Origin of the sequence: Paenibacillus sp. FSL E2-0177 (assembly GCF_037992975.1) — a bacterium.
In the GTDB taxonomy this organism is placed as follows: domain Bacteria; phylum Bacillota; class Bacilli; order Paenibacillales; family Paenibacillaceae; genus Paenibacillus_AQ; species Paenibacillus_AQ odorifer.
The window spans coordinates 2,415,989-2,438,987 of sequence record NZ_CP150307.1 but is presented as its reverse complement, the minus strand read 5'-3'; the positions used below and the strand labels follow the sequence as shown (position 1 = coordinate 2,438,987).

Genomic DNA, 22,999 nt, shown 5'->3' with positions numbered 1-22,999 from the left:
CATGAATGACTCTCGTAGCATCCGGTTTCACTATTTCTTAAGGGCGGTCATTCTGCTCGCTTTCGCCCTCTATATCGGGCATCTGGTACAGCAGGACGCTTTGCATTATTATGTAGCTCCTAAACTGGCACGCTGGGTTCAATTATGCCCAATCCCGCTGACACTTATGGCGCTCAGTCTGACCATACAGGCTTTATTTGGCAAAGGTAGTGTTCTCTGTGACTGCGAGCATCGGCTCCCACATTCTTTTTTCAAAAGTACAGCGCTATATGGATTATTCCTTTTTCCACTGCTGCTCGGATTTCTTCTTCCTGATCGCGCATTGGGAAGTATGGCTGCTGCTAAAAAAGGAATCTCCCTATCCTCCTTGCCCACTGAAGCTAAAAATTCCGCGAGATTCGAGTCCATTGATCCTTACCATGAAGAGCTTACCGAGCTGGCCAAGATCCTTTATGCACAACCTGTGGTCCCAGTTTATTCGGCGATTTTCTCCGAAACTTTAGGTGCGCTTGAGCTGTACAAACAACAATTTGCAGGCAAAGAAATTACTATTACCGGCTTTTTATATCGTGATCAAGGTGAACATTCAGAGAATTCTTTTGCCATAGGTAGATTTCTGGTCCAATGCTGTACTGCCGATGCTACACCTTTTGGGATATTAGTGGATTCCGGCAAGCTAAAAAGCCTGCCTACCGATACCTGGATAGAGGTCCGGGGCAAGCTTCAAGTTGTTCCCTATAAAGGTCAAGAAATTATGCAAATTAGTGCAGAGTCTATTACACCTATCAAACAACCCGTAACACCTTACATCTACACCAGTCCTGACTCTATCACCGCATGGAAGGAGCTAGAAGGCTCAACTAAGATTACTAAATAATCGCATCTAGCTCATCCTCATCATTCTCAGACTTATTAGGATTAAATACTTCTACCATAATACGAGCTGGAATACAGATAATTTGCTGTTTGGGTCTTGAGATGAACCCCATTTCCAAAGCAATTCTTAAGGGAGCATCAGAATAGGTCATTTGGATTCCATAATCAAACACCTTTAGCGTATTGTGGCCGAATTTCGTTTGAATATCTATAATTTGTTCTTCTTTAGTCAAAGAAACGGTTTTGTACTCTTTACCGTCCACCGTAATTATAGCTTTCAAATCCCCTTGCTGATACTGCTCATTGCTGCTGTCCCACCACTTCATGCCATAAATCAAGCCCGCAGCTAACAAGGCTATCACAATAATTAAAATATCCCCGCGCTTCATTGTTAACAAGGTTAGAATCCTTTCATGACAAATAATATACGTAATGATTACGATTAATATCAATATATTAATCATAATCCTATTTGTCAATGATGCTCACCTAAACGAATTTGGGCAGACCATTCTCTTAATACCCGGTCGAGCTCTTTTATTGAGATGGGTTTAGAAATGAAATCCTGCATTCCAGCACTAAGACACATCATCTTATCTTCATCTCTTGCAAAAGCTGTAGCCGCAATGATAATTGGAGTCAGCCCAAGCTTCTCACGTATGATTCCCGTTGCTTCTATTCCATCCATAATAGGCATCTGAATATCCATAAATACCAGATCATAATGATTGGAAAGCACAGCCCGAACCGCTTCCTCACCATTTAAAGCGATGTCAGGAACATATCCCCTCTTTTTCAGATACGCCTGCATAAGCTGCTGATTCACAGGATGATCTTCAGCAATAAGAATGGACATCGGTCCATATTCACCGGTAGTTAACTCTTTAACAGTGGATTTATCATTTCTGACCACATCCGTTGAGGCGTTGACGGTCAATTTCTGATCCCATTCCTCTTTGGGTAGAGAGACCTCCACTGTAAAATAAAACTCCGAGCCTTCATCCTCACAGCTATTGACACCGATAGATCCGCCAAGAAGCTCGGCCAGCTTTTTACTAATGGCAAGTCCAAGCCCTGTTCCGCCATATTTACGATTGATCGACGGATGCAATTGCGAGAAGGATTGAAATAATAGACCTTGGCTGGAAACTGGAATCCCCAACCCAGTATCTTTTACGACAAATTTCACGATAAGATTTCCGGATGCCTCTGAGGCTTCTAGCATAACAGAGATACTGATTTCACCTGTCTCCGTAAATTTCACTGCGTTCCCAACCAGATTTACGAGAATTTGACGCAATCTCGCCCCATCAGTCATGATGACGGCTGGAAGCTCAGGAGATAACTCGCTAGTAAGTAAAAGCCCTTTTTCCTTAACCTTCGGATAAAACAGTTCACAAACGTTCTGTATCACTTCATGCAAATCCACCATTTGCAGTTCAAGCGTCATCATGCCTGCTTCAATTTTGCTGAAATCCAGCACTTCATTCAGAATATGAAGCAATGCCTCTCCGCTTTTGTTAATGATCTGTGTGTAGTAGCTTTGCTCTTCATCCAGCTCCGTCCCCGATAAAAGATCAGCCATCCCAATAATACCGTTCATAGGCGTACGCAGCTCATGGCTCATGATCGCTAGGAACTCCGATTTTGCCCGGTCCGCTTCCTCGGCAGACTCCTTCGCCCGCACAATCTCCTTCTCCTCCGTGATATCACGAAAGACGACAACCGCCCCAATCCGTTCATCACCATCAAACAGTGGGGTCATTCGATATCTGACTAAAAAGCTTGAACCATCCTGCCTCCAAAACACACCCTCCCTATCTTCAATAGTGAGATTATTGGAGCGCGAAGGAAGCAGCGTCTTCTGAATTCCTGTAAAAGACTCGTTATCCAACCAGGTTTGGTGAATCGCATGAAATTTGCTGTTTCCCCACTCAGTAGGATCGAAACCCAACATAGTAATGGCTGCTGGATTAATGAACATCGTGTTGCCTTCAAGGTTCATCCCAAATATGCCCTCAGAGACCGAATTCAAGATCAGCGCATACTCGTTACTTAATTTCTGTATTTCTTCAAAATGACGCGTACGTTCCCCAATGTCGCGGGTTACACAGACAAGCTCCTGATTCCCGCAGGTCTCAGAGTAAATATACCGCAGTGTCGTTTCTGTCCAAATACAGGTTCCGTCTTTGCAAATAAACCGGAGAATAACAGGCTCAAGCTTCTTCCCCTCCATACAATTGCTGAGATATGAAGTTAATTTGATTCTGTCCTCCGGATGTATGTAATCAATCCCTCTAGTTCCGCACATTTCTTCTGGTGCATAGCCAAACATAGTCTGGCAGATGGGTGAGGCATACAGATAGGTAAAGCTCCCGTCCGCTGCATTACGTGAAATGAAGTCCATAGAATTTTCTGAGATCAGACGATAGTTCTGCTCACTTTCCCGCAGTTGTTCTTCCATTCGTTGACGTTCGGTGACATCCTGGGCTATCCCGCTGATTTGCAGCAGTCTTCCTTCTTCATCCGTAATCACTTCCCAGTGCGCATCCAGATATTTCAGCTCTCCATCCGCACTATGAATACGGACCGTTACTTCGCCATTAGTCCCATTCTCCATGGATTGATGTACTAACCGTTCAAGTCTGATGAAATCGTCAGGAGCAATGCAAGCAAAAACACGTCTGTAATCAAAATAAGAATGATTGCTCTCATCTTCCAAAAAGCCAAAAATATTACGCATCTCTCTGGAAACCGTCAGCCGTGATTTTGTCATGTCCCATTCCCAGGATCCCATCTTCGCAAGGTGTTGCGCTTTAGCCAGCATATCCTCGTATTTCTTGCGCTGAGTAATATCGCGACCAATGGTTAATATCTGTTTAACGTTCCCCTGCTCATCACGTACCACTTGGGAAGAACTCTCGATCCACAAATAATGTCCATCTTTATGACGGGCTCTACGAGTAAATACGTCCGTATCGGAATATATCTTACCTTGTTCAATCATCTCTAGAGCATCATCTACGTGATAATACTCGGGTCTTTTGGTACCTATCATTTCTTGTGCAGAATAACCTAACAGCAGCTCCACTGAGGGAGATACGTAGTGCAGTGTCCCGTCAGGATCGCCAAAAGAAATCATATCCGGTGTATTTTGCGTAATCAAATTATATAACTGCTCATCTTCATGAATCTTTTGTTCAGCAAGTTTTCGGTCAGTGATATCCGTTAACTCAGAAATCAGGACATAGGGTTCACTGGAGTTCTCCTGATAGATTAAAAATATATGTTGGGCTACCCAGATGATATCGCCATCCTTACGCAAGAACCGCCGTTCTTTCTCCAATGCAGTCCCAGGCTCAGCTAGCAAATCGTTCAGGATAACGGAATGATCGTTATTAGTTTTATCTTCCGGATACACAAGATCCAGATAATTTATATTCAAAAGATCTTCTTCTGCATAACCAAACATTTGGCATAGCGCAGGATTCGATTGTAATAACGTCCCGTCCTTCGGAGAGACTACCGCAATCCCGATAGAAGACCGTAAGTATAGCTGTTTAAAAAGAAAATCAGACACCTGTAAGCCTCCTCTTTTGAAAATGGGGGACTATATTAACAAACTTGTAATAATTTCAGTATACCTTTTTTTCGGTAAATAAGCTTGATAGTTGAGTCCTAAATGATAGACTGGTAACTTTCGCAGTAAAACTCCGCAAAAATAAACAGCAAGTCTCCCTCTGAAAAGGAAACTTGCCGTGTGTGCATGTTACAACTCTAAAGTCCTATTCTATTATCAAATTTTCCAGTTGAAGCTTCTTAATTTTCTTCCGGATAGGTGCACCAAGAATTAAAAAAGCAAAACCTAACAAAATCAACATACCGCCCATTATTACGTTTACCATACTGAGATTCTGTGATGAAAAAGAATAATTTATTACACCAATCATCACATTAAATAGGCCTAAAATCAACTCTAACCACATTACAGATTTCCATAACCTGTTGATTCGCTTATAGTGTTTTATTCTGGATTCCAGATCTGTGTAAATATCAAACGGACCTTCCACTGACTTCTTTCTAAGGTAAACCCAGCGCATGTAAGTACTTACACAATCTATACCGTTTTCCTCTAAAAACTTGAGATATTTGATGCTATCCGGATGATCCGGCAAGTTATCTAAAAGCTCAATTCTATACGTGTACTCATTATTGGGGGTCTCTGTAAACACATATTTGCACCAAGATAATTCTGATAGAGCCATCCCCTTCGCAGACATTTCATTAAGCCACTTTTCTTCCTTCTCATAATCCCAAATTAGCTTGCGAACCACATGTTTCATTTGGACTCACCTCCAGCTATTCTCTTCCCATTCGCTATCAATTCTTCCAGACGGATGATCTCTCCCTGAATCACTGACTTTCCTAAGCCGGTAATTTCGTATTCTTTTCTACGGGAACCTTGCTCCCCTTCCACTGCTTTTATCCAGCCTTTTTCCAGTAAAGTGTTAAGTGCTCCGTATAAAGTGCCCGCGCCCAGATCAACCCGACCGTTACTTAAGTCCTTCACATTCTGCATAATTGCGTATCCGTGCATTGCTGTATATAGAGACAATAAGATATAAAATACAGCTTCAGTTAATGCGCCTCTTTCTGTGCTTTCAGGCATCATTTCATCCCCATTCTATTACTGTTGTCGATATATCGGCTTACGTAATATCATTATTACGGAAGCCGATATAATTGTCAATACAAAAACACCCATTTTTTTCAATCGCAGCGATCATGAGCGCAACAAAAAAACGCCTAGCACTTAGCTAGGACGGATTTGTTGGGGGGCTACTCAGCAGCTAGATACTCCCACCGTGGCACCTATTCCTTCCTCATTATGAAGTATCGGACTGAGATGCCGCTATTTCCGAAAAATAGCGTGTTTCAGCTTACGTTCGGACTCAGATGCAGCTATTCGTCTCCAAACACTCGCTTTTCACACGATTCCTTAGCAATAAGCGCTATGCAGTCCGAAACCTCTGTAAAATGTGCCAAAAATCAATAATAGCGGCCATACGGTCCGTTAGCTGACACTGTTTCGTACATATACTAAAACTACAAAAGTCTATACAAAAAATAGGCCAGATAGGATATGTAAAAAAGGAACATACCCAACCTGACCTATTCTTTATTTTGTTCTGCATAGTTTTTTATGGTCTCTCTTTTGAGGCATTTTCAACCATGACACCTAATACATTTTTAAAAGTTTGAAGATCCTGTTCGGAAATATTGGTGATCGTATCATCTTTAAACTTTTCGGCAACCGGCAGTAAATCGAGATAGATCTGTACTCCCTTATCTGACAATTCCAACTGCTTGACTCGCTTATCCGCATGGGTGCCAGAGCGATGCAAGAACCCCTCAGATTCTAATTTTTGAAGCAGCCTGACTACGCTGGGCTCTTTTATAGACATTTTATCTGCTAGTTCTCTCTGGGTAATGGATTCACTAGTATAGATGTAATACATCGCAATCCATTGGCTCCGGGTCATATTATATGGCCGAAATTCCTTTTCTAAGGCTTCCGCGAATATTTTTGCACTACGGTTTGCAATAAAGGCCATACAGTCATCTAAATTAAACACTGTTTACACCAACCAATCCCAACTGTTTTATCTTAAAATAATCAACTCTTTTCTAATTTATTATAGCAAAATATATTAAGGAAGCTGAACATACTTTTCAAGTGATCACATAGTTCATTTATTTAGGCTGCAGCAGGATCCGTCTCCCGAGATACTTAGAACAACTTATCCTTGATGCAACGCCCCAATTCCTAAACCGAATGCTGCTTCATGAATTACTTCCCCAGTAGTTGGATGGGCAAAGATTGTCTGTGTAATCTGTTGTTCCGTAAGCCCATTGGCAATCGCAAGTGTAAGACTACTAATCAGAGAAGACGCATCGGGACCAATGATAGACCCTCCCACAATCTGTCCGGAGCCATTATCTTTGATTAATTTGATAAAACCTTCCGGTTCATTCATTGTCAATGCTTTTCCGTTACTTGCAAAAGATACCTTACTCACACGATAGTCCAGCCCATTCTCCTTACATTCATCTTCCAACAGCCCGACGCTGGCAATCTCTGGAGAGGTGAAAATTACATTCGGTACCGCGGAATAATGCATATCTTGGGATTCACCGAGTAAGGTGTTTACAGCCGTAATGCCCTGATGTGAAGCAACATGAGCAAGCTGAATAATGTTAGTTACATCGCCAATCGCATACACATTTTCTACATTCGTACGCATTTGTTTATCAACGGCAATACCTTTACCACGTTCATTTAGTTGAATACCTGCTTTTTCGATATCCAGACCCTCTAGGTTAGGCTCGCGTCCAATAGCGACCAATACTTTTTCACTAACTAGCAAATGCTCACCCTCACTATTCTCATAGGTTACAATCGCCTGACCATCATCCGCACGTTGGATTTTGGAAACTTTGGAGTTGGTATGAATATGAATCCCAGCCCGCTGAGCTAAACACATAATTTCTACCGAAATATCACTGTCCAGCATCGTTAGCAGACGGTCCATAAATTCTACAACATGAACTTCAACTCCTAGGTTACGGTAAATGAAGGCGAATTCCATGCCGATAACCCCACCACCGATGATAGTTATTACCTTTGGTAACTCTTCGCAGGCGAGCGCTTCAGTACTGTTCATTACAAATGGCAGATCAATTCCTGGGATATTCACCTTGGAAATCCTCGAGCCTGTTGCCACAATGATATTTTTTGCTGAAATACGGTAACTATTTTCGCCGGTTACCTTCACTTCATGCGCCGATAGGAACGAAGCGTGGCCGCGAACAACCTGAACACCGTTTTTTTCCATTAAATAACCAACGCCGGAGACCAATTTCTCTTTGACTTCATTTTTACGACGAATAACCTGCTTCATATCCACTTGAAGATCAGATCCTGTTGTTATACCAAACAAAGAGGAGTTTTTTATTTCATGACAGATTTCAGATGATTTGACTAAAGATTTTGTAGGGATACAGCCAACATTTAAGCAGGTACCTCCTAATTCTTCTTTCTCAATCATCGCTACCTGAAGTCCTTTTTTTGCTGCATAAATAGCGGCAACGTAACCTCCTGGTCCTGCTCCAATGATAAGCAAGTCAGGGTTTATAGCATGAGTTTGTTGCACGGCGACTGCAGGTTGTGGGACAGATGATTGGACCGGAGCCTCCACCTGGATCGGATTTACTTCAAATAAGACTTGATTTGAGGCAATCTCGCTCCCCTCTTCAAATAATATATTGATAATAATACCCTCTGCTGCCGCTTCAATCGATCTGTTGCCTTTTCCAGTTTCAATCTGTACCAAGGTATCTCCTGCAGATATCTTGTCACCGATATTTACATTTATCTTGCCTGCTTTCCCCTTTTTGCCACCTGGAATCATAGACATTTTTATTTCCATCGTTATGCTCCTCATATCCTTGAGGGGACTCATAAAGAGCCCCCTCAAGCGAATGTATTAGTGAATGACTACGCCTGCTTTTACCAGCTTCACACCGTTAGCAAGACAATCTCCAACAGGACATGTCTTCTCGATAAAGTCAGCAAAAGCATCTGCCTTTTCTTGGCTTTCGTTGGTTTTAAAATGCATAACAAAACGAATTTCTTGGAAACCATTTCTCACATCTGCGAGACCCATGAAACCATCCGGATCTAAGTCTCCTTCAAGTTCAACATAAAATTCTTCGAAGCTAAAATCGTTAGCGTCTGCAAAGGCACTAGCGACAATGGACTGACATGCACCAAAGGCACACAATAACGCCTCGACGGGATTCAAACCAACATCGGTCCCCCCCAAATCCTCTGGTTCGTCCATAATAATCTTAAAACCTCTAGAATTGGTTTCAACTTGCATTCCATTAGGCAGTTTTTTAGCTGTCGCTTTAAAAGTAGTTAACATATGTATTACCTCCTCCTTAAGATTGTGAAAATAATAACATAGTAATCGGTGAATATCAATACTTAGCTAAGTAAGTATTTTTTCGAAGAAGAACTCGAACCTGATTCAATAAAAAAACAGGTTTCCAATCTACCTGAATAGGTAAATCAGAAACCTGTTTTTGTTGATAGGATGCGGTCAAGAGGACTCGAACCTCCACGATATTGCTACCACTGGCACCTGAAGCCAGCGCGTCTGCCAATTCCGCCATGACCGCATATTATGTAACTGGCGACCAAAACCGCCTGTACATAATACTATACTCCCTCTGCATTTAAAACGCAAGGTTTTTGTGTTATTGAAATAGGCTTCATATAGACTCATAGGTATAACCAATCAATATTATTCAGTTTATATATTTCTATTATAAATCCTCATATGGTACAACATAGATAAAGTAAGGCGCTATGACGGAGATGTCGGAATAATCGATCAATAGAAAGGATGAATACTTATGAACCAACAGTGGAATACCCAAACCTATGATACTGATATGGCCTTTGTGTCTCAGTTTGGAGAATCATTGATTGAGCTGCTTCACCCACAGCCAGGCGAACAGATTATCGATTGGGGCTGTGGAACCGGGGATTTGGCGGCAGCCATTGCTGCTAAGGGCGCCACTGTGACAGGTATTGATGCCTCTGCCGAAATGATTCAGACAGCCCGTGACAAGCATCCCCATCTAAGCTTTGTCTTAGCTGATGGGCAAACTTATGTCGCGGAACAGCCAGTCGATGCTGTGTTCAGCAACGCTGCCCTTCACTGGCTAACAGACGCAAACGGAGCGGCGGCGTCCATTGTTGCCAGCCTGCGGGTAGGCGGCCGTTTCGTGGCCGAGTTCGGTGGACTGGGCAATATTGCTTCCATCGTCGCTGGCCTTCCACAAGCTTTTGCAGCCATTGGCTGTAGTCATAAGCTGCATTTGCCCTGGTACTTCCCAAGCGTTGGCGAGTATGCAACTCTACTAGAGAAGCACGGACTGACCGTGGACCTCGCCCTTTGTTTTGACCGGCCAACACCACTGGAAGGCTTGGAGCAAGGATTTCAGCGGTGGCTGAATACTTTTGCCGATGGAATCTTAAGTGTGCTCACACCGACCGAACGCGCAGAAGTTCTCTCTTCTATGGAACAGAAATTGAAATCCAAGCTATATCAGGACGGCCGCTGGGTAATGGATTATCGCAGAATCCGGATTGTTGCTTACAAACGAAGCTAGAATAGATAAGAAATACTTCTCATGTTCAATAGTCAAAAAAAGAGTGCACTGGCGCTTAATACGCGCTAGTACACTCTTTTTTACACGGGATCCTATTTTCTGTCTCCAACATACCGATCACTGCCAGCGCCAAGCCCGACAACCATCAACAGTACACTTGCACCCAGCAGTAAAATCAATGGCACCGTCCAGCTGTTCGTTACATCATGCAGCCAGCCGAATAATGCCGGTCCCATTGCTGCCAGTACATAACCCACAGATTGGGCCATTCCTGACAGCTCCGCCGCTTCTTGCGTGCTTCTTGTTCTTAGACTGAAGAACATCATCGCAAGACCGAAGGCAAATCCTCCGGCAATACCAAAGCATACCGCCCAGACAGCCATTAAAGCGCCGCTGCCTTGCCAGATGCCACCTAATGCGATGAAATAAAGAACAGCAGTGATTATAACTAGAATACGTTGGTTCTTCATCCGGCCTGCCCACAGCGGTACGAAGAAAGTAAAGGGTAGCTGTGCCAATTGCATGAGCGAGAGAAACCAACCCGCATTACTCGACGACATTCCCCGTTCACCGAGGAGAACCGAAAACCAGGCAATAAAGACGTAATAAAGCAGTGACTGTAAGCCCATAAAGATCGTGACTTTCCAAGCAAGAGATGAACGCCACATATTTTTGCTTGAGGCTGCACTCTTAGAGCCGGTTCCTTGATTAAGCTTACGCATTTGCGGAATCCAGAACACTGTTGCTAGAGCTGCGATCATAAACCAGATGGCCAAGGTCCCTCTCCAACCGAATCCAGCATTCGTTGCCAGCGGTACACTAATTCCTGAGGCAATAGCTGCGCATAAATTCATAGAAACCGTGTAGATACCTGTCATTAGCCCGATTTTGTGAGGAAACTTCCCTTTAATAAGACCTGGAAGTAGTACATTACACACGGCAATGGATAATCCAAGTATAGCAGTACCTGTGAACAACAGACCTGCTCCAGATCCCGAGCGAATTAGAATTCCCATAGCCAGCATGACCATGGCAACTAATAACACATTAGCTAAACCAAAACGGCGGGCCAGCTTTGGAGCAAACGGGGACAAGATGGCAAAAGCCAATAATGGTAAAGTAGTAATAGCTCCTGCTAGAGTATTGGATAAGCCGAGGTCATCCTGAATCAATTGTATTAATGGACCCACAGAAGTAAATGGAGCCCGCAGCGCTGCAGCGATAAAAATAATTCCCAGCACAAGCAGCCAGCGATCATATTTGCTGTCCATTAAGCTATTATTCTGAATGTGTCCTTCGCTTTGTGAAGCTTTCATCGTGTATCCTCCTAAATTACAAACAAATAACCCCGCCAAGCACAGAGCTTGTCAAGGATTTGAAATATTTTAAACACTATGAACCATCATCTACTATTCTATTAGAAGTTACAACCCTTAAGTAATTTTATACCCGAATTATTGACAAAACCGCTGACCATCTTTAGTATCCATATCATCGGGTAGTTGAGAATCAATTTCATTTGAACTCATATTTAAACCACAGAAAAGAGTGAACAGAATGCTTCGAAGGTTTTTTTCCTACTATCGTCCGTATAGAAAATTATTTATATTGGATTTCTCCTGCGCTGTTTTTGCGGGACTGCTAGAACTGGCTTTTCCGGTAGCCGTCAATAAATTTATTGATGATTTGCTTCCTGGTCAAGATTGGCCGCTTATTCTTATCGCTTGTGTTGCGCTGCTGGCGATCTACGCCTTAAATACGGTGATGCAGTATATTGTCACTTACTGGGGTCATATGCTGGGCATAAATATCGAAACTGATATGCGCAAAAAAATGTTTGACCATATTCAGAAACTCTCGTTCCGATTCTTTGATAATAATAAAACAGGCCATCTAATCGGAAGAATCACCAATGACTTAAATGATATCGGCGAAGTGGCGCATCACGGTCCTGAGGATGTATTTATTGCAATCATGACCCTTGTCGGAGCCTTTCTCCTAATGGCTGATATTAATCTGAAGCTGGCGATTATTACTTTTATTATCGTTCCAATTATGGCTTGGGTAATCATCTACTTCGGCCGCAATATGACTTCAACTTATCGCCAGCTATTTGGAAATGTAGGCAGTTTCAATGCCCGTATCGAAGACAATGTCGGTGGGATTCGGGTCGTGCAATCTTTTGCCAATGAGCAGCATGAACAAGAACTATTCGCAGTAGATAATCAAATGTTCCGCAAAACAAAACTTATGGCTTATAAAATCATGGCTAGAAGCTTGTCCGTCAGCTATATGATGACCCGCCTCATTACCATCCTGGTGATGATCTGCGGCGCATGGTTCTTTATCAATGGCGAGCTGCAAATCGGTGAATTTGTGGCGTTTATCTTGTTGTCTAATATCTTCTTCCGCCCTATCGAGAAAATCAATGCCGTGATCGAAAGTTATCCTAAAGGAATTGCCGGCTTCAGACGTTATCTGGAAATCATTGACACGGAACCTGACATCAGTGACAAACCGGATGCCGTGGAGATCAACGCTTTGCGCGGTGATATTACATTCCAGGATGTATCTTTTGGATACGAAGAGAATCGTCCGGTTCTGCAAAATATAAGCCTTAACGTAAAGGCTGGCGAAACCATTGCCTTTGTTGGGCCGTCCGGCGCAGGCAAAACAACAATCTGCAGCCTGCTTCCGCGCTTCTATGATGTCACAGCCGGGGCCATCACGATTGATGGCATCGATATCCGTGACATGAAGCTGGAATCGCTGCGCAAACAAATCGGGATCGTGCAGCAGGATGTTTTCCTGTTCTCCGGGACAATTCGCGAGAATATCGCCTATGGGAAACTGGATGCAAAGCTGCCTGAAATCTGGGAAGCTGCGCGACGTGCTCATCTGGAGGAGCTCATTCAGAATCTGCCAGATGGAATGGAGACAGTCATCGGGGAGCGCGGTGTGAAGCTGTCCGGTGGACAAAAGCAGCGCCTGGCTATCGCTCGCATGTTCCTCAAGAATCCGCCGATTCTGATTCTGGATGAAGCTACTTCCGCGCTGGATACAGAGACCGAAGCCGCGATTCAGCAATCCCTGGCTGATCTGTCCGTAGGCAGAACCACACTCGTCATCGCTCACCGTTTGACGACAATCAAAAATGCCGACCGGATTATGGTCGTGAATGAAGAAGGAATCGCTGAGCAAGGCAGACATGAGGAATTAGTCCATGCTGGTGGAATTTACAGCCGTCTGCATCAGGCGCAATATAATTTTTAAAAAGTAATTTGCCACAGCTGGGCAAAAATGAAGCAAGCCTAGTCACCATGTTTTTGGCGACTAGGCTTGCTTTTTCACGTAACTCCTCTATTTGCAGCAAACGTGATGCTTGATTAAGGAATTCCTCCCTGATTTTCTTTGGTTTATTGCTCTAACCCTTGCAATCAGGGAAAACCTCCCGCAATTCACCCCAATTTACTCATAATAGTGGAATTCAGGCGATATTTAGGGAGGATTTCTCTGAAAAGCTAAGTAACCAGCATAAATCAGCTATTTTCAGGGAGGTTTTCCCTAAAAATTAAAAACGGCACAATTAAAGCTCAGTTCCCCTAGTTTCGCTATTGCGGCTCTGTTCCCCATACCAGCACTCCGTTCCGATAAAGGGTCACCTTGTTCCAATCCGCATAAGCGGTCTGAAGTGAATTAAACGAATAATCATTAGCCTCATTAAAATTGCTCCAATCTGTCTTGTGTATCCGGGTCTGAATATCCCCGGAAGTTCCTCCAGCGGCAAGCATGCCCGCACCTGCGTTGAATTTCACTTCCAAATAGTAATCTGCTCCCGTTCGAGGCGTGTCCAGCTTTACAAAGCTGCCTGCTACCTTGCTGTTGCCGATCTGGGCATAATCGCAGAAAAAGGATTGCGGCTTGTCTCCATCGATCGTATACCAGTAACGGATGCTCAGCTCGCTAAGATCGACTGCAGTTGTGCCGTTATTTTTAATATTAAAATAGGGCTTCATCTGGTTGTCATTTGGGTTAGTATCCGCTGTCCGATACGCCACTGCAAGCCCGGTGACCGGTTCGACAGGCCCCGAGCCTTGCGGTGTAGCCATCGCTTGTACAGAATTGCTGCTCGTACCCGCACTATTGACAGCATTCACAACATAATAATAAGTCGTTCCGTTGCTAACCGCCGCATCGCTATAGCTCGTCCCGGTAGCCGTAGTCAGAGTGGTATAAGGGCCACCACTCGTAAGTGACCGTTTCACCGTATAGGAAGTTGCGCCCGCCGAGGTGCTCCAGCTAAGATTCACGAGCCCATTGCCTGCAGCTGCATTCAAGTTAGCAGGAGCTGCTGGAACTACGGGAGCTGCCACTGTCTCCAATACGGACCAGTAGGCCGGCTTAGATTGAAGGCGCTCATCAAATAATAAAGGCCAATTGTTACGGGCTACCGGATAAGTGCGCAACCAAGTATTACTGTCATCCTTCCCCCAGAGAGTGACATTCGTGACCGTATCCGTGTGCCGCAGGAAGATCTCAAATAATGATTTGTATAAAGCCGCTTGGCGCTGCTTCAAATTATCAGGGAAGATCTCATAGGCTTGAGAATTATCAGAATACACACTAATATCCAGCTCAGTAATATGAGTTTCCAGCCCTAAAGCCTTGAATTTGATAATCGAATTCTCGATTTCAGAGAGCGAAGGATAATACAAGCTGATGTGCGTTTGATGCCCTACTCCGTCAATAGGAACCCCTTTGGCCTGAAGTCGTACAATCAGATTGTATAGCGCCTGGCTTTTGGCTGGCTCATGCGTATTGTAGTCATTGATGAACAGTTTTGCATTAGGATCAGCTTCATGAGCGAACTGGAACGCCTTCTCAATATACTCTTCACCCGCGATCTGGTACCATAGGCTGCGGCGCATGCCATCAGATTGTGAAGTGTCAATCACTTCGTTGACGACATCCCAAGCATAGATTTCACCTTTATAACGTTCCATAACAGTCTTAATATGACTCTTCATTCGCTCATATAACACCGTTTTGGAGACCAAATTACCGCTGGCGTCACGGAACACCCAATCCGGTGTCTGCGAATGCCAGACTAGGGTATGTCCACGTACCTGCTGTCCATTTGCGGTGGCAAAAGCTACTGCCGTGTCAGCTTCAGCGAAATTAAACACACCTTCCTGCGGCTCCGTGCTGTCCCATTTCAGAACATTTCCTGGTGTCACACTATCAAAATGCTTGGCCAACAATTGCCGATCCGGAGCTGTCAGCAGCTCACTATTCGTAAACGCCGAGCCGATCAGAAATTTGTTTGCAAACACATCCTTCAGCGAAGGAATCGCATCCTCGATGACAATTGGACCGAGATCCGGTAGCTTTTCCAATCGAAAATCATCCAAATAAAAAGAAGTTGTCGCGCTACCCGGCACTTCAAAATAAATAGAAAGTTGATCTGCCGGCTCCAATAGCTTGTACTGCGCCTGAAGCTTCACCCAACCGTTCGCTGTCACTGCTCCAAAGGTCAAATTGTCATAATGAATGGTAGAAGGTAATGTCCGCTGCAGTGACATATAGATATTCGCGTTGGATGATCCGGCAGGCAGCTTCACCCATCCAATAAACACATAAGTTTGTCCCACTTCCAGCTGGCTAGTCACATCCAGTGAAGGTCCATGCCACGTTTTTGTTCGGCCGCTTACCTCCAGGCCATATGTGCCGCTGCGTGCCGCATCTGTTTTGGCTGTAAGCACCTCAACTTCCCCACGTCCACTCCAACCCTGAACAGTGCCATCTTCAAAATCGCTTTGCTGAATAAGCGTGTTCTCCGCATGTGCGGGTGCAGCCCAATACGCAGGTACAAGCAAACATAAAACCAAAACAAAATTAAGCGCTTTCAAAAAAGTTCCTTTTTTCATCGCTTCGATTCTCCCTTCTGAGTTAGGTTCGAACCTTATGGCTTCGTTTCTTCCTGTCCCCGATACCGCTCGGGCCACACCACCTTCCTCATAAAAAAATCAGAGCCTATCCTCAGGAGGAACCAAGCTAGGCAGGTCATCCGTGAAGTATGGGCTCTATATCGCCATAATATCACATTTGTTTCCATTTATGGAACTAAAATTAATTATTTTCGATCTTATCTTACTTAAGCTGAACGGATCTGCGTTATCAGATCCGTTTAGCGTCGAAAAAACCCAAGAGACGACACTATTAAGGTGTTGTCTCTTGGGTTACATAACATGCTGGCTGAATGTACGGGAGTTCTACCGTTCATTTCGCCACTTCCAGCTGGATCAGCACAATGTACGGGAGTTCTACCGTTCATTTCGGCGTTTCCAGCGGGATCCGCACAATGTACGGGAGTTCTACCGTTCATTTCGGCGTTTCCAGCGGGATCCGCACAATGTACGGGAGTTCTACCGTTCATTTCGCCACTTCCAGCTGGATCAGCACATTGTACGGGATTTCTACCGTACAATTCGGCACTTTCAGCTGGATCAACGCATTGTACGGGATTTTCACCGTACAATTTGGCACTTTAAGCTGGATCAGCACAATGTACGGGATTTCTACCGTTCATTTCGCCACTTCCAGCTGAATCGACCAATTGTACGGGAGTTTTACCGTTCATTTCGGCATTCCTTGGAGATACTGAGATACAACAACAAATAAAAAAAAGAGCCGTGTTGTGAACACGACTCCCTCTTCATATAAACCGCATCAGTAGCGGCATATTTGCAAGGAGCTTAGCAATAAGCTGTCATCCTTGATTTATTTTTTCGCAATATGAACCTTCAGCTGCTTACCCTTCACGGTGGTCTCTCTCATCGCTTGCAGCACCATTGCGCCTTTACCGTTCAAAATATCCACGTAGGTCACATTGTCCTGAATCGAGATAATCCCGATATCTTCGGCGGAAATACCTTCAAGTTTTGCTATTGTGCCGACAAAATCGACGGCTCTTAGCTTCTTTTTCTTGCCGCCGTTGAAGTATAGCTTCATAATCTCTTTGTTTAAGCTTTCGCTTTTGTCCTTCTTGCGGACAGGTTGCTTATTGATCTTCTGCTCGAACGCTTCCTTTGCGTAGGCAACTGCGTCGTCCGAAGGAGCTTTCATATGCGGAATGCTGAAGCCAATATAGCTTTCAATTTCAGTTACCCACTTCTGCTCATTCGGAGTGACAAAAGTGATCGCTTTACCCGTCTTGCCTGCACGCGCGGTTCTGCCTGTACGATGCACGTAGCTTTCTTTTTCCAGTGGAATATCGTAATTAATCACATGGGTGATATTCTCGATATCAATCCCTCTAGCCGCTACATCGGTAGCGATTAAATAGCGGAATTGCCCTCTTTTAAAAGCATTCATGACCTCAAAGCGCTCATCCTGCTCCATACCTCCGTGGATCTTATCACAAGGATATTCCAGATCCGCCAATCCTCTGAATACAGCATTTACCTGCTCCTGCGTACGGCAAAAAATAATACAGCTATCCGGATTCTCCACCGTTATGATATCGCTTAGCAAAGAGAATTTGGCAGCTTGTCTCACTTCAATCAACGCATGTTCAATCGTAGCCGTCGTAATTCCACTTGCCTGAATCTCGATATCCGTTGGATCGCTCATATATTTTAGGCACAAATTCTTAATGACTTCGGGTAAGGTAGCTGAGAATAACATCGTTACTCGCTCTTTGGGCAGCTGCTTAATGATCTTCTCGATCTGCTCAATAAAGCCCATGCTCAGCATTTCGTCAGCTTCATCGATGATCAAATATTTGATTCGATTTAGCGGAAGTGTGCCTCTTTCAATATGGTCAAATACGCGTCCAGGCGTACCTACGACAACATGTGTTTTTTGCGTAAGCTCTATCTTTTGAGGGGCAAAGGGCTGCTTGCCGAAAAGAGCAACTGCTTTAATCCGTTTAAAACGTCCGATGTTCGTAATATCCTCTTTCACCTGCATCGCAAGCTCCCGAGTTGGCGTAAGAATCAAAGCCTGCGGCTTATTCTCCACCCAATCCACCAGATCGCAAAGCGGAATACCATAAGCTCCCGTCTTGCCACTGCCTGTTTGCGATTTCACAATCAGATCCTTTTGCTGCAAAGCCACAGGAATTACCTTGCTCTGTACCTCCGTAGGTGTCATAAATTTCAGAACATCCAGTGCTTTAATTATCTCTTCGTCTAACTCATAATCTCTAAATTGCAATTCACTCATCGTTCAACCTCTTCTATGCCGATTGTTCTGGTTAAAGCGGAAACTCCGCGATCCTTCCATCTTGTGCATACTTATCATTATAACAGTTATTGGCGTCCTTGATTCCATTCCTTATAGAACTGGTCCAGAAAATTCAACATGAAATCATGCCGTTCTTCCGCTAACTTGCGTCCATAAGCCGTATTCATTAAGAATTTTAGTTTCAACAGCTTCTCATAAAAATGATTCACAGCCGTCCCTTTGCTATAATCCCTGTATTCCTTCTGCAGCGACTCCTCGCGTGGAGAAACTTCCGGATCATAAGCCGGACGTCCCTTTGCGCCTGAGAAAATAAAGGTTCTGGCAATGCCAATCGCGCCAAGTGCATCTAGTCGATCTGCATCCTGCACCACTTGACCTTCCAGAGTCTGCATAGGTTCTCCTCCACCACCACTAAAAGACATCGTTTCAACGATCAGCATGATATGACGAATTTGCTCCTCCTCTGTAAGGTTTGCCGTAAGCCAAGTGTGGACTTTAAGCAGACCTGCTTCTTTTGACGGATTAAGCTTCTCGTCTGCAACATCATGCAGCAAGGCTGCCATCGTACAGATAAAAACATCCGCACGCTCGATCTCAGCAATTTCACATGCCGTGCTGCGGACCCGATGGGTGTGCCACCAGTCATGCCCCGTAGTATCTTGTCCCAGTTGTTCTTTCACAAATTCTTCCGCCCGGGCTATTATTAAAGGTTGATTCATCGTCAACAAGCTCCCCTCGCCTATGAAATATCGAAGCCCTATTATAGCTGATTGCCTGTCCATTCGCCTACTAAAAATCTTCGTTATAACAAATTCTTACTTGCACGACTCCAAATGATCCGCTATAATCGGCAGTAATCAAAATGTCGAAGGGAATTGATTCTGATGAACACCATAACAATCATGCTGAATCAACTTCATTATTATCACAAACAGCGTTAGCAACCCTGAAATTCTCAGGGAGGCTAACGCTACTCGCGTTGGCCTCCCTGCGGCATAGATCACGCGCAGGACCATGAGGTCCTGCGCGTTTTTTTATTTCTAAACTATGCCAATTCAAAGGAGCTACTAACGATGCAAAACATTAAAGGAACTTATGATTACTTCGGAAAAGAGCAGGCGCTCAGAAAGAACATTCAAAATACGCTGCAGGATTTGTTCGAACTCTATGATTTTGAATCCATGGACACCACATTATTAAATGAACTGGAGTTATTAACCTCGAAATATGCAGGTGGGGATGAAATTCTCAAGGAGATGTACCAACTCACCGATCAAGGCAACCGCAAGCTGGGCTTACGATATGATCTGACCATCCCTTTTGCCAAAGTGATCGCCTTAAATCCTGGAATAGTGTTTCCCTTCAAGCGTTATGAGATCGGAAAAGTATTCCGTGATGGTCCCGTGAAACGTGGGCGCCTGCGTGAATTTCTGCAATGCGATGTTGATGTTGTTGGTATTTCAGGACCTGAGGCGGAAGCTGAATTGATGCAGCTGGCCACAGAAGCTTTTCGTAAGCTGGACATCCCGATCATCCTAAAATGGAACAACAGACGTTTTCTCGGTGAGATCCTGGAATCGATTGGTGTACCTGCCGAGGACCAACTGTCCGTTATGCTAACCTTGGATAAATTAGAAAAAATCAACCTCGTCGGCGTGAAAAATGAATTGATCAGCAAGGAAATCGAATCTGCAACCATCGCTGCTATTCTAGAGCTTATTGAAATGGACAATCCAAGCTTTGAGCAGTTATGCGAAAAATATAGTCTTACCGGACAACCGGGAGCAATGGAGGTTCTTGTCCTGCAAAAGCTGCTCCAAGACATTCAGCTGCAGCAGACTTGCCGTTTCGATCCCTTCTTATCCCGCGGGCTTTCTTTCTACACTGGAACCGTCTACGAGATCTTTGATGCATCCGGTTCCTTTACCTCAAGCTTGGGTGGTGGAGGCAGATATGACGCTATCATCGGACAGCTAGTGGGCAGAGAGGATATTCAATATCCTACGGTTGGCTTATCTTTTGGTATGGAGTCTATCATGGCGCTCCTTGCAGAACGTCCTATCCAAGAGCGCAAGACAGCAGAGGTTATGGTCATTCCGATTGGCGAGACGCTCCCACAGGCTTTAATTGCAGCCGCCGAGCTCCGTGCCTGTTCTATCCGGACCAGTCTGGTATCCGGTAAAAGAAAACTTAAAAAGCAACTCGCCACAGCCTCATCCCAAAATATACGTTACGTTATTCTGATCGGCGAGAGTGAATCCAGTGTGGATAAGGTGCGTCTGAAGGATATGAAGGAACAAACAGAGGTTATAGTTCCATTAGATGAAGCTATCTACCTTATTACTGGCTAAACTGCTGCCTGATATCCTCCTAAAAAGATCTGCATAAAAAAAGACCCCGCCGGCGACCGGCGGGGTAAAGTCTATATATAAGGGAGGTTATACATGTACTATAACCCTGCAAGCTTAATATTTTATGAAAAAGAGATAAGGATTCCCTTAATTCATTTCAAACCCTTAGATCTTAAACTTATCTACTAACCCCTGAAGCTCTTTGGCACTTTGAGTATTTTCATCAGCCATAGTAACCTCTAGGAATGTTTTTTCCACGATATCCGCCGTTTTTACCGCGATATCCTGAATCCCTATAGCTCCCTCGTTTACTGTAGCAGCTACCTCATTAACGGCAATATTAATACTTGATATAGCCATACTCAAATGATCAGCTGCGCTCTCGAATTGTTTTAACAGCGTATTTACGGTGGCAGCATCACTGTTGTATTGCTGACTTACCTCAGTTAATCGTTCATAATCTGCTAGAACATTCTGATCAATAAAAGAAAGTAATGCCTCAGAATTCTCCTTCATGGATTCAACAGAGGAATAAACACCTGTTACCACACCTTGAATTCCGGCCGCAATCTTAGACGACTTCTCAGCCAACTTCCGAATCTCACCAGCTACAACCGCAAAACCTTTACCTGCCTCACCCGCTCTTGCCGCTTCTATAGCTGCATTCAGGGCCAGCAGATTGGTCTGACTGGCAATGGATAGAATCGTATCCGTCAGTACATTAATCTCTGCAATCGCGCTCGACTGCTCAATCGCTTTTTCCATATCCATTCGCACGGATTCATAAATTTGTTTAGCATTCGTCGTAGATTCTGTTGCCTCATCTTGGAGAGTCAGCGCCCGCTCACTAATTTGTCTAGAAACGGCAGCGCCTTCCTTCACATTATTGGTGATCCCGGATACATTGTTATCAATTTCTGTAATTGCTGCTGTCATTTCCTCTGTAGAGGCTGCGGTCTCTTCCATACCTGCCGATAGCTGCTGCGTAGTCGCCGAATTATCGTGGGCATTTTCCCGCACATCTATAGACAGCTTCTCCAGCGTTTCTGCATTTTCAAGCACTTTGGACGAGATCGTAATTAAGCTTCCAGCCATCTCACGAAGTGTAGCCCGAGTGCTGAACATCGCTTTGGCGATCGTCCCTGTCTCATCTTTGTTTTTAGTCAAATACTCATACTCTGAGTCATGCGTCAAATTCAATTCTGCCGTTTTATTAATCATGTCCGTTAGTTTAACAATCGGAGAAGAGATTTTTTTAGCAAAATAAAGAGCAATCAGCAAGGCAATAATCAAACTTCCCACACCAAGAAATAAGTTGAAATTTCTCATATCAGTGACAGGTTTCACGATTTCATCGAGGTCTGCGGTTAATACAAGCAACCAGTGCGTCTCAGGTAAAACTGTATAGGTTGATTTTTTTTCCACACCATTATATGTATTATTGAGCAGGCCATCCGCTACCTTCTCACCAGATTTCACACGCTCCATAACAGCTGCGATCTGCGTATTCTCAATAGGCTGACCAATTTGTGTTTTATCCGGATAATATAATTTATTGCCGTTCTCATCCAGTAAATAAGCGTAGGAGCTCGTCGTGTTTACCACTTTGGTATCGGCCAAATACTTAATCATACTATCTGCGGAAACAGCTGATGCAATAAATCCAATCATCTTTCCATTACTCTTTACTGGCTGTACAAAAGCCACTACATAAGCTCCTGTAGATTTTGATTTCAGCGTTTCACTGATCACAGGTTCAGCCGTCTCCATTACTCTTTTCGTATAATCTCTTTCACTAAAATCTGTCCCTATAAGCTTAGTATCACTGTCAGCCACACTAATACCTTTCATATCACTGACTAGAATGTGCTCAAGGTTTCCTGCTTCCTCCACAATGCTTTGTAGACTGGCGTTCACCTCATTCTGAAGCTTATCTCCTTTGTTAACTCCACCATTCCCAGCTTGCAGCAGTAGATCAACAATTTCCGAACGGCTCGCAATAAGCTCTGTACTTCTCTGCTCTTTTGCTATCATGGCTGATATAGTCTGAGCTTTGTTCGTATTGACCTGCTTCATAGAATTCTCAGTAAGATTCACAATCGCCTGAGTTGATTTCAAATACGTAAATATCCCCATTACAGAAATACATAAAAGGGTCACACCTATCATAACAAGTGATAACTTTAGGCGAATCTTCATATTCTTTTCATCCTTCCGACTGCTTGTTCATTTGCGAACAATGAAATTGTAAATAATACAATTACTATCGGGTGGCAAAGTTG

The 22,999-nt window shown here is 44.0% G+C and carries 17 protein-coding genes and 1 tRNA gene; 5 read left to right on the top strand and 13 right to left on the bottom strand.

What is annotated here, in order from left to right:
- Position 1 precedes the first annotated feature (1 nt).
- Positions 2–877, top strand: a complete 876-nt coding sequence (locus MHI25_RS10710) for a TIGR03943 family protein (RefSeq protein ID WP_340395394.1) — start codon at positions 2–4, stop codon at positions 875–877.
- Here MHI25_RS10710 and MHI25_RS10705 read toward each other — a convergent pair.
- The 8 genes from MHI25_RS10705 to MHI25_RS10670 all read right to left on the bottom strand — a co-directional run bounded on the left by MHI25_RS10705 (position 870) and on the right by MHI25_RS10670 (position 9,120).
- Positions 870–1,355 carry a NusG domain II-containing protein gene (locus MHI25_RS10705; protein ID WP_256715755.1) on the bottom strand — a complete coding sequence of 162 codons (486 nt, stop codon included), beginning with the start codon at positions 1,353–1,355 and terminating at the stop codon, positions 870–872. The two genes, MHI25_RS10710 and MHI25_RS10705, sit on opposite strands and share 8 nt — an antisense overlap.
- Positions 1,352–4,456, bottom strand: coding sequence for a PAS domain S-box protein (locus MHI25_RS10700; RefSeq protein WP_340395393.1), 3,105 nt, complete (start codon positions 4,454–4,456; stop codon positions 1,352–1,354). Before MHI25_RS10700 ends, MHI25_RS10705 begins: the two co-directional genes overlap by 4 nt.
- 205 nt (positions 4,457–4,661) lie before the next feature.
- A complete protein-coding gene (locus tag MHI25_RS10695; RefSeq protein WP_076304426.1) occupies positions 4,662–5,219 on the bottom strand; it encodes a DUF2812 domain-containing protein in 558 nt (185 codons plus the stop codon).
- Positions 5,216–5,545, bottom strand: coding sequence for a helix-turn-helix transcriptional regulator (locus MHI25_RS10690; RefSeq protein ID WP_076133666.1), 330 nt, complete (start codon positions 5,543–5,545; stop codon positions 5,216–5,218). Before MHI25_RS10690 ends, MHI25_RS10695 begins: the two co-directional genes overlap by 4 nt.
- Positions 5,546–6,077: 532 nt before the next feature.
- Positions 6,078–6,491, bottom strand: a complete 414-nt coding sequence (locus MHI25_RS10685) for a MarR family transcriptional regulator (RefSeq protein WP_248549275.1) — start codon at positions 6,489–6,491, stop codon at positions 6,078–6,080.
- A 186-nt stretch (positions 6,492–6,677) separates the two neighbouring features.
- A complete protein-coding gene (gene lpdA / locus MHI25_RS10680) occupies positions 6,678–8,366 on the bottom strand; it encodes a dihydrolipoyl dehydrogenase (protein WP_340395392.1) in 1,689 nt (562 codons plus the stop codon).
- A 57-nt stretch (positions 8,367–8,423) separates the two neighbouring features.
- Positions 8,424–8,864 (bottom strand): OsmC family protein, encoded by a 441-nt coding sequence (locus MHI25_RS10675; protein ID WP_076125055.1) that lies wholly within the window; start codon positions 8,862–8,864, stop codon positions 8,424–8,426.
- Between the two features lie 172 nt (positions 8,865–9,036).
- Positions 9,037–9,120: transfer RNA gene (locus tag MHI25_RS10670), tRNA-Leu, on the bottom strand.
- Between the two features lie 237 nt (positions 9,121–9,357).
- On the opposite strand from MHI25_RS10670, the gene MHI25_RS10665 reads away from it, so the two are divergent.
- On the top strand, positions 9,358–10,119 hold the full coding sequence (locus MHI25_RS10665) for a methyltransferase domain-containing protein (RefSeq protein ID WP_076184332.1): 762 nt from the start codon (positions 9,358–9,360) through the stop codon (positions 10,117–10,119).
- Positions 10,120–10,211: 92 nt separating this feature from the next.
- On the opposite strand, the gene MHI25_RS10660 is transcribed toward MHI25_RS10665, so the two are convergent.
- A complete protein-coding gene (locus MHI25_RS10660) occupies positions 10,212–11,390 on the bottom strand; it encodes an MFS transporter (RefSeq protein WP_248549329.1) in 1,179 nt (392 codons plus the stop codon).
- A gap of 286 nt (positions 11,391–11,676) precedes the next feature.
- Here MHI25_RS10660 and MHI25_RS10655 point away from each other — a divergent pair, with 286 nt between their 5' ends.
- Positions 11,677–13,392 (top strand): ABC transporter ATP-binding protein, encoded by a 1,716-nt coding sequence (locus MHI25_RS10655; RefSeq protein WP_076125049.1) that lies wholly within the window; start codon positions 11,677–11,679, stop codon positions 13,390–13,392.
- Between the two features lie 338 nt (positions 13,393–13,730).
- On the opposite strand, the gene MHI25_RS10650 is transcribed toward MHI25_RS10655, so the two are convergent.
- A complete protein-coding gene (locus MHI25_RS10650; protein WP_340395391.1) occupies positions 13,731–16,046 on the bottom strand; it encodes an endo-1,4-beta-xylanase in 2,316 nt (771 codons plus the stop codon).
- A 332-nt stretch (positions 16,047–16,378) separates the two neighbouring features.
- On the opposite strand from MHI25_RS10650, the gene MHI25_RS10645 reads away from it, so the two are divergent.
- Positions 16,379–16,726, top strand: coding sequence for a hypothetical protein (locus tag MHI25_RS10645; RefSeq protein WP_340395390.1), 348 nt, complete (start codon positions 16,379–16,381; stop codon positions 16,724–16,726).
- A 173-nt stretch (positions 16,727–16,899) separates the two neighbouring features.
- Here MHI25_RS10645 and MHI25_RS10640 read toward each other — a convergent pair whose 3' ends face one another.
- On the bottom strand, positions 16,900–18,345 hold the full coding sequence (locus MHI25_RS10640; protein ID WP_076184329.1) for a DEAD/DEAH box helicase: 1,446 nt from the start codon (positions 18,343–18,345) through the stop codon (positions 16,900–16,902).
- 86 nt (positions 18,346–18,431) lie between these two features.
- Positions 18,432–19,085 (bottom strand): HD domain-containing protein, encoded by a 654-nt coding sequence (locus MHI25_RS10635; protein WP_076276371.1) that lies wholly within the window; start codon positions 19,083–19,085, stop codon positions 18,432–18,434.
- Positions 19,086–19,439: 354 nt separating this feature from the next.
- Here MHI25_RS10635 and MHI25_RS10630 point away from each other — a divergent pair, with 354 nt between their 5' ends.
- Positions 19,440–20,717 (top strand): histidine--tRNA ligase, encoded by a 1,278-nt coding sequence (locus MHI25_RS10630; protein ID WP_076278619.1) that lies wholly within the window; start codon positions 19,440–19,442, stop codon positions 20,715–20,717.
- A 165-nt stretch (positions 20,718–20,882) separates the two neighbouring features.
- On the opposite strand, the gene MHI25_RS10625 is transcribed toward MHI25_RS10630, so the two are convergent.
- A complete protein-coding gene (locus tag MHI25_RS10625; protein WP_076125037.1) occupies positions 20,883–22,916 on the bottom strand; it encodes a methyl-accepting chemotaxis protein in 2,034 nt (677 codons plus the stop codon).
- Positions 22,917–22,999: the final 83 nt, after the last annotated feature.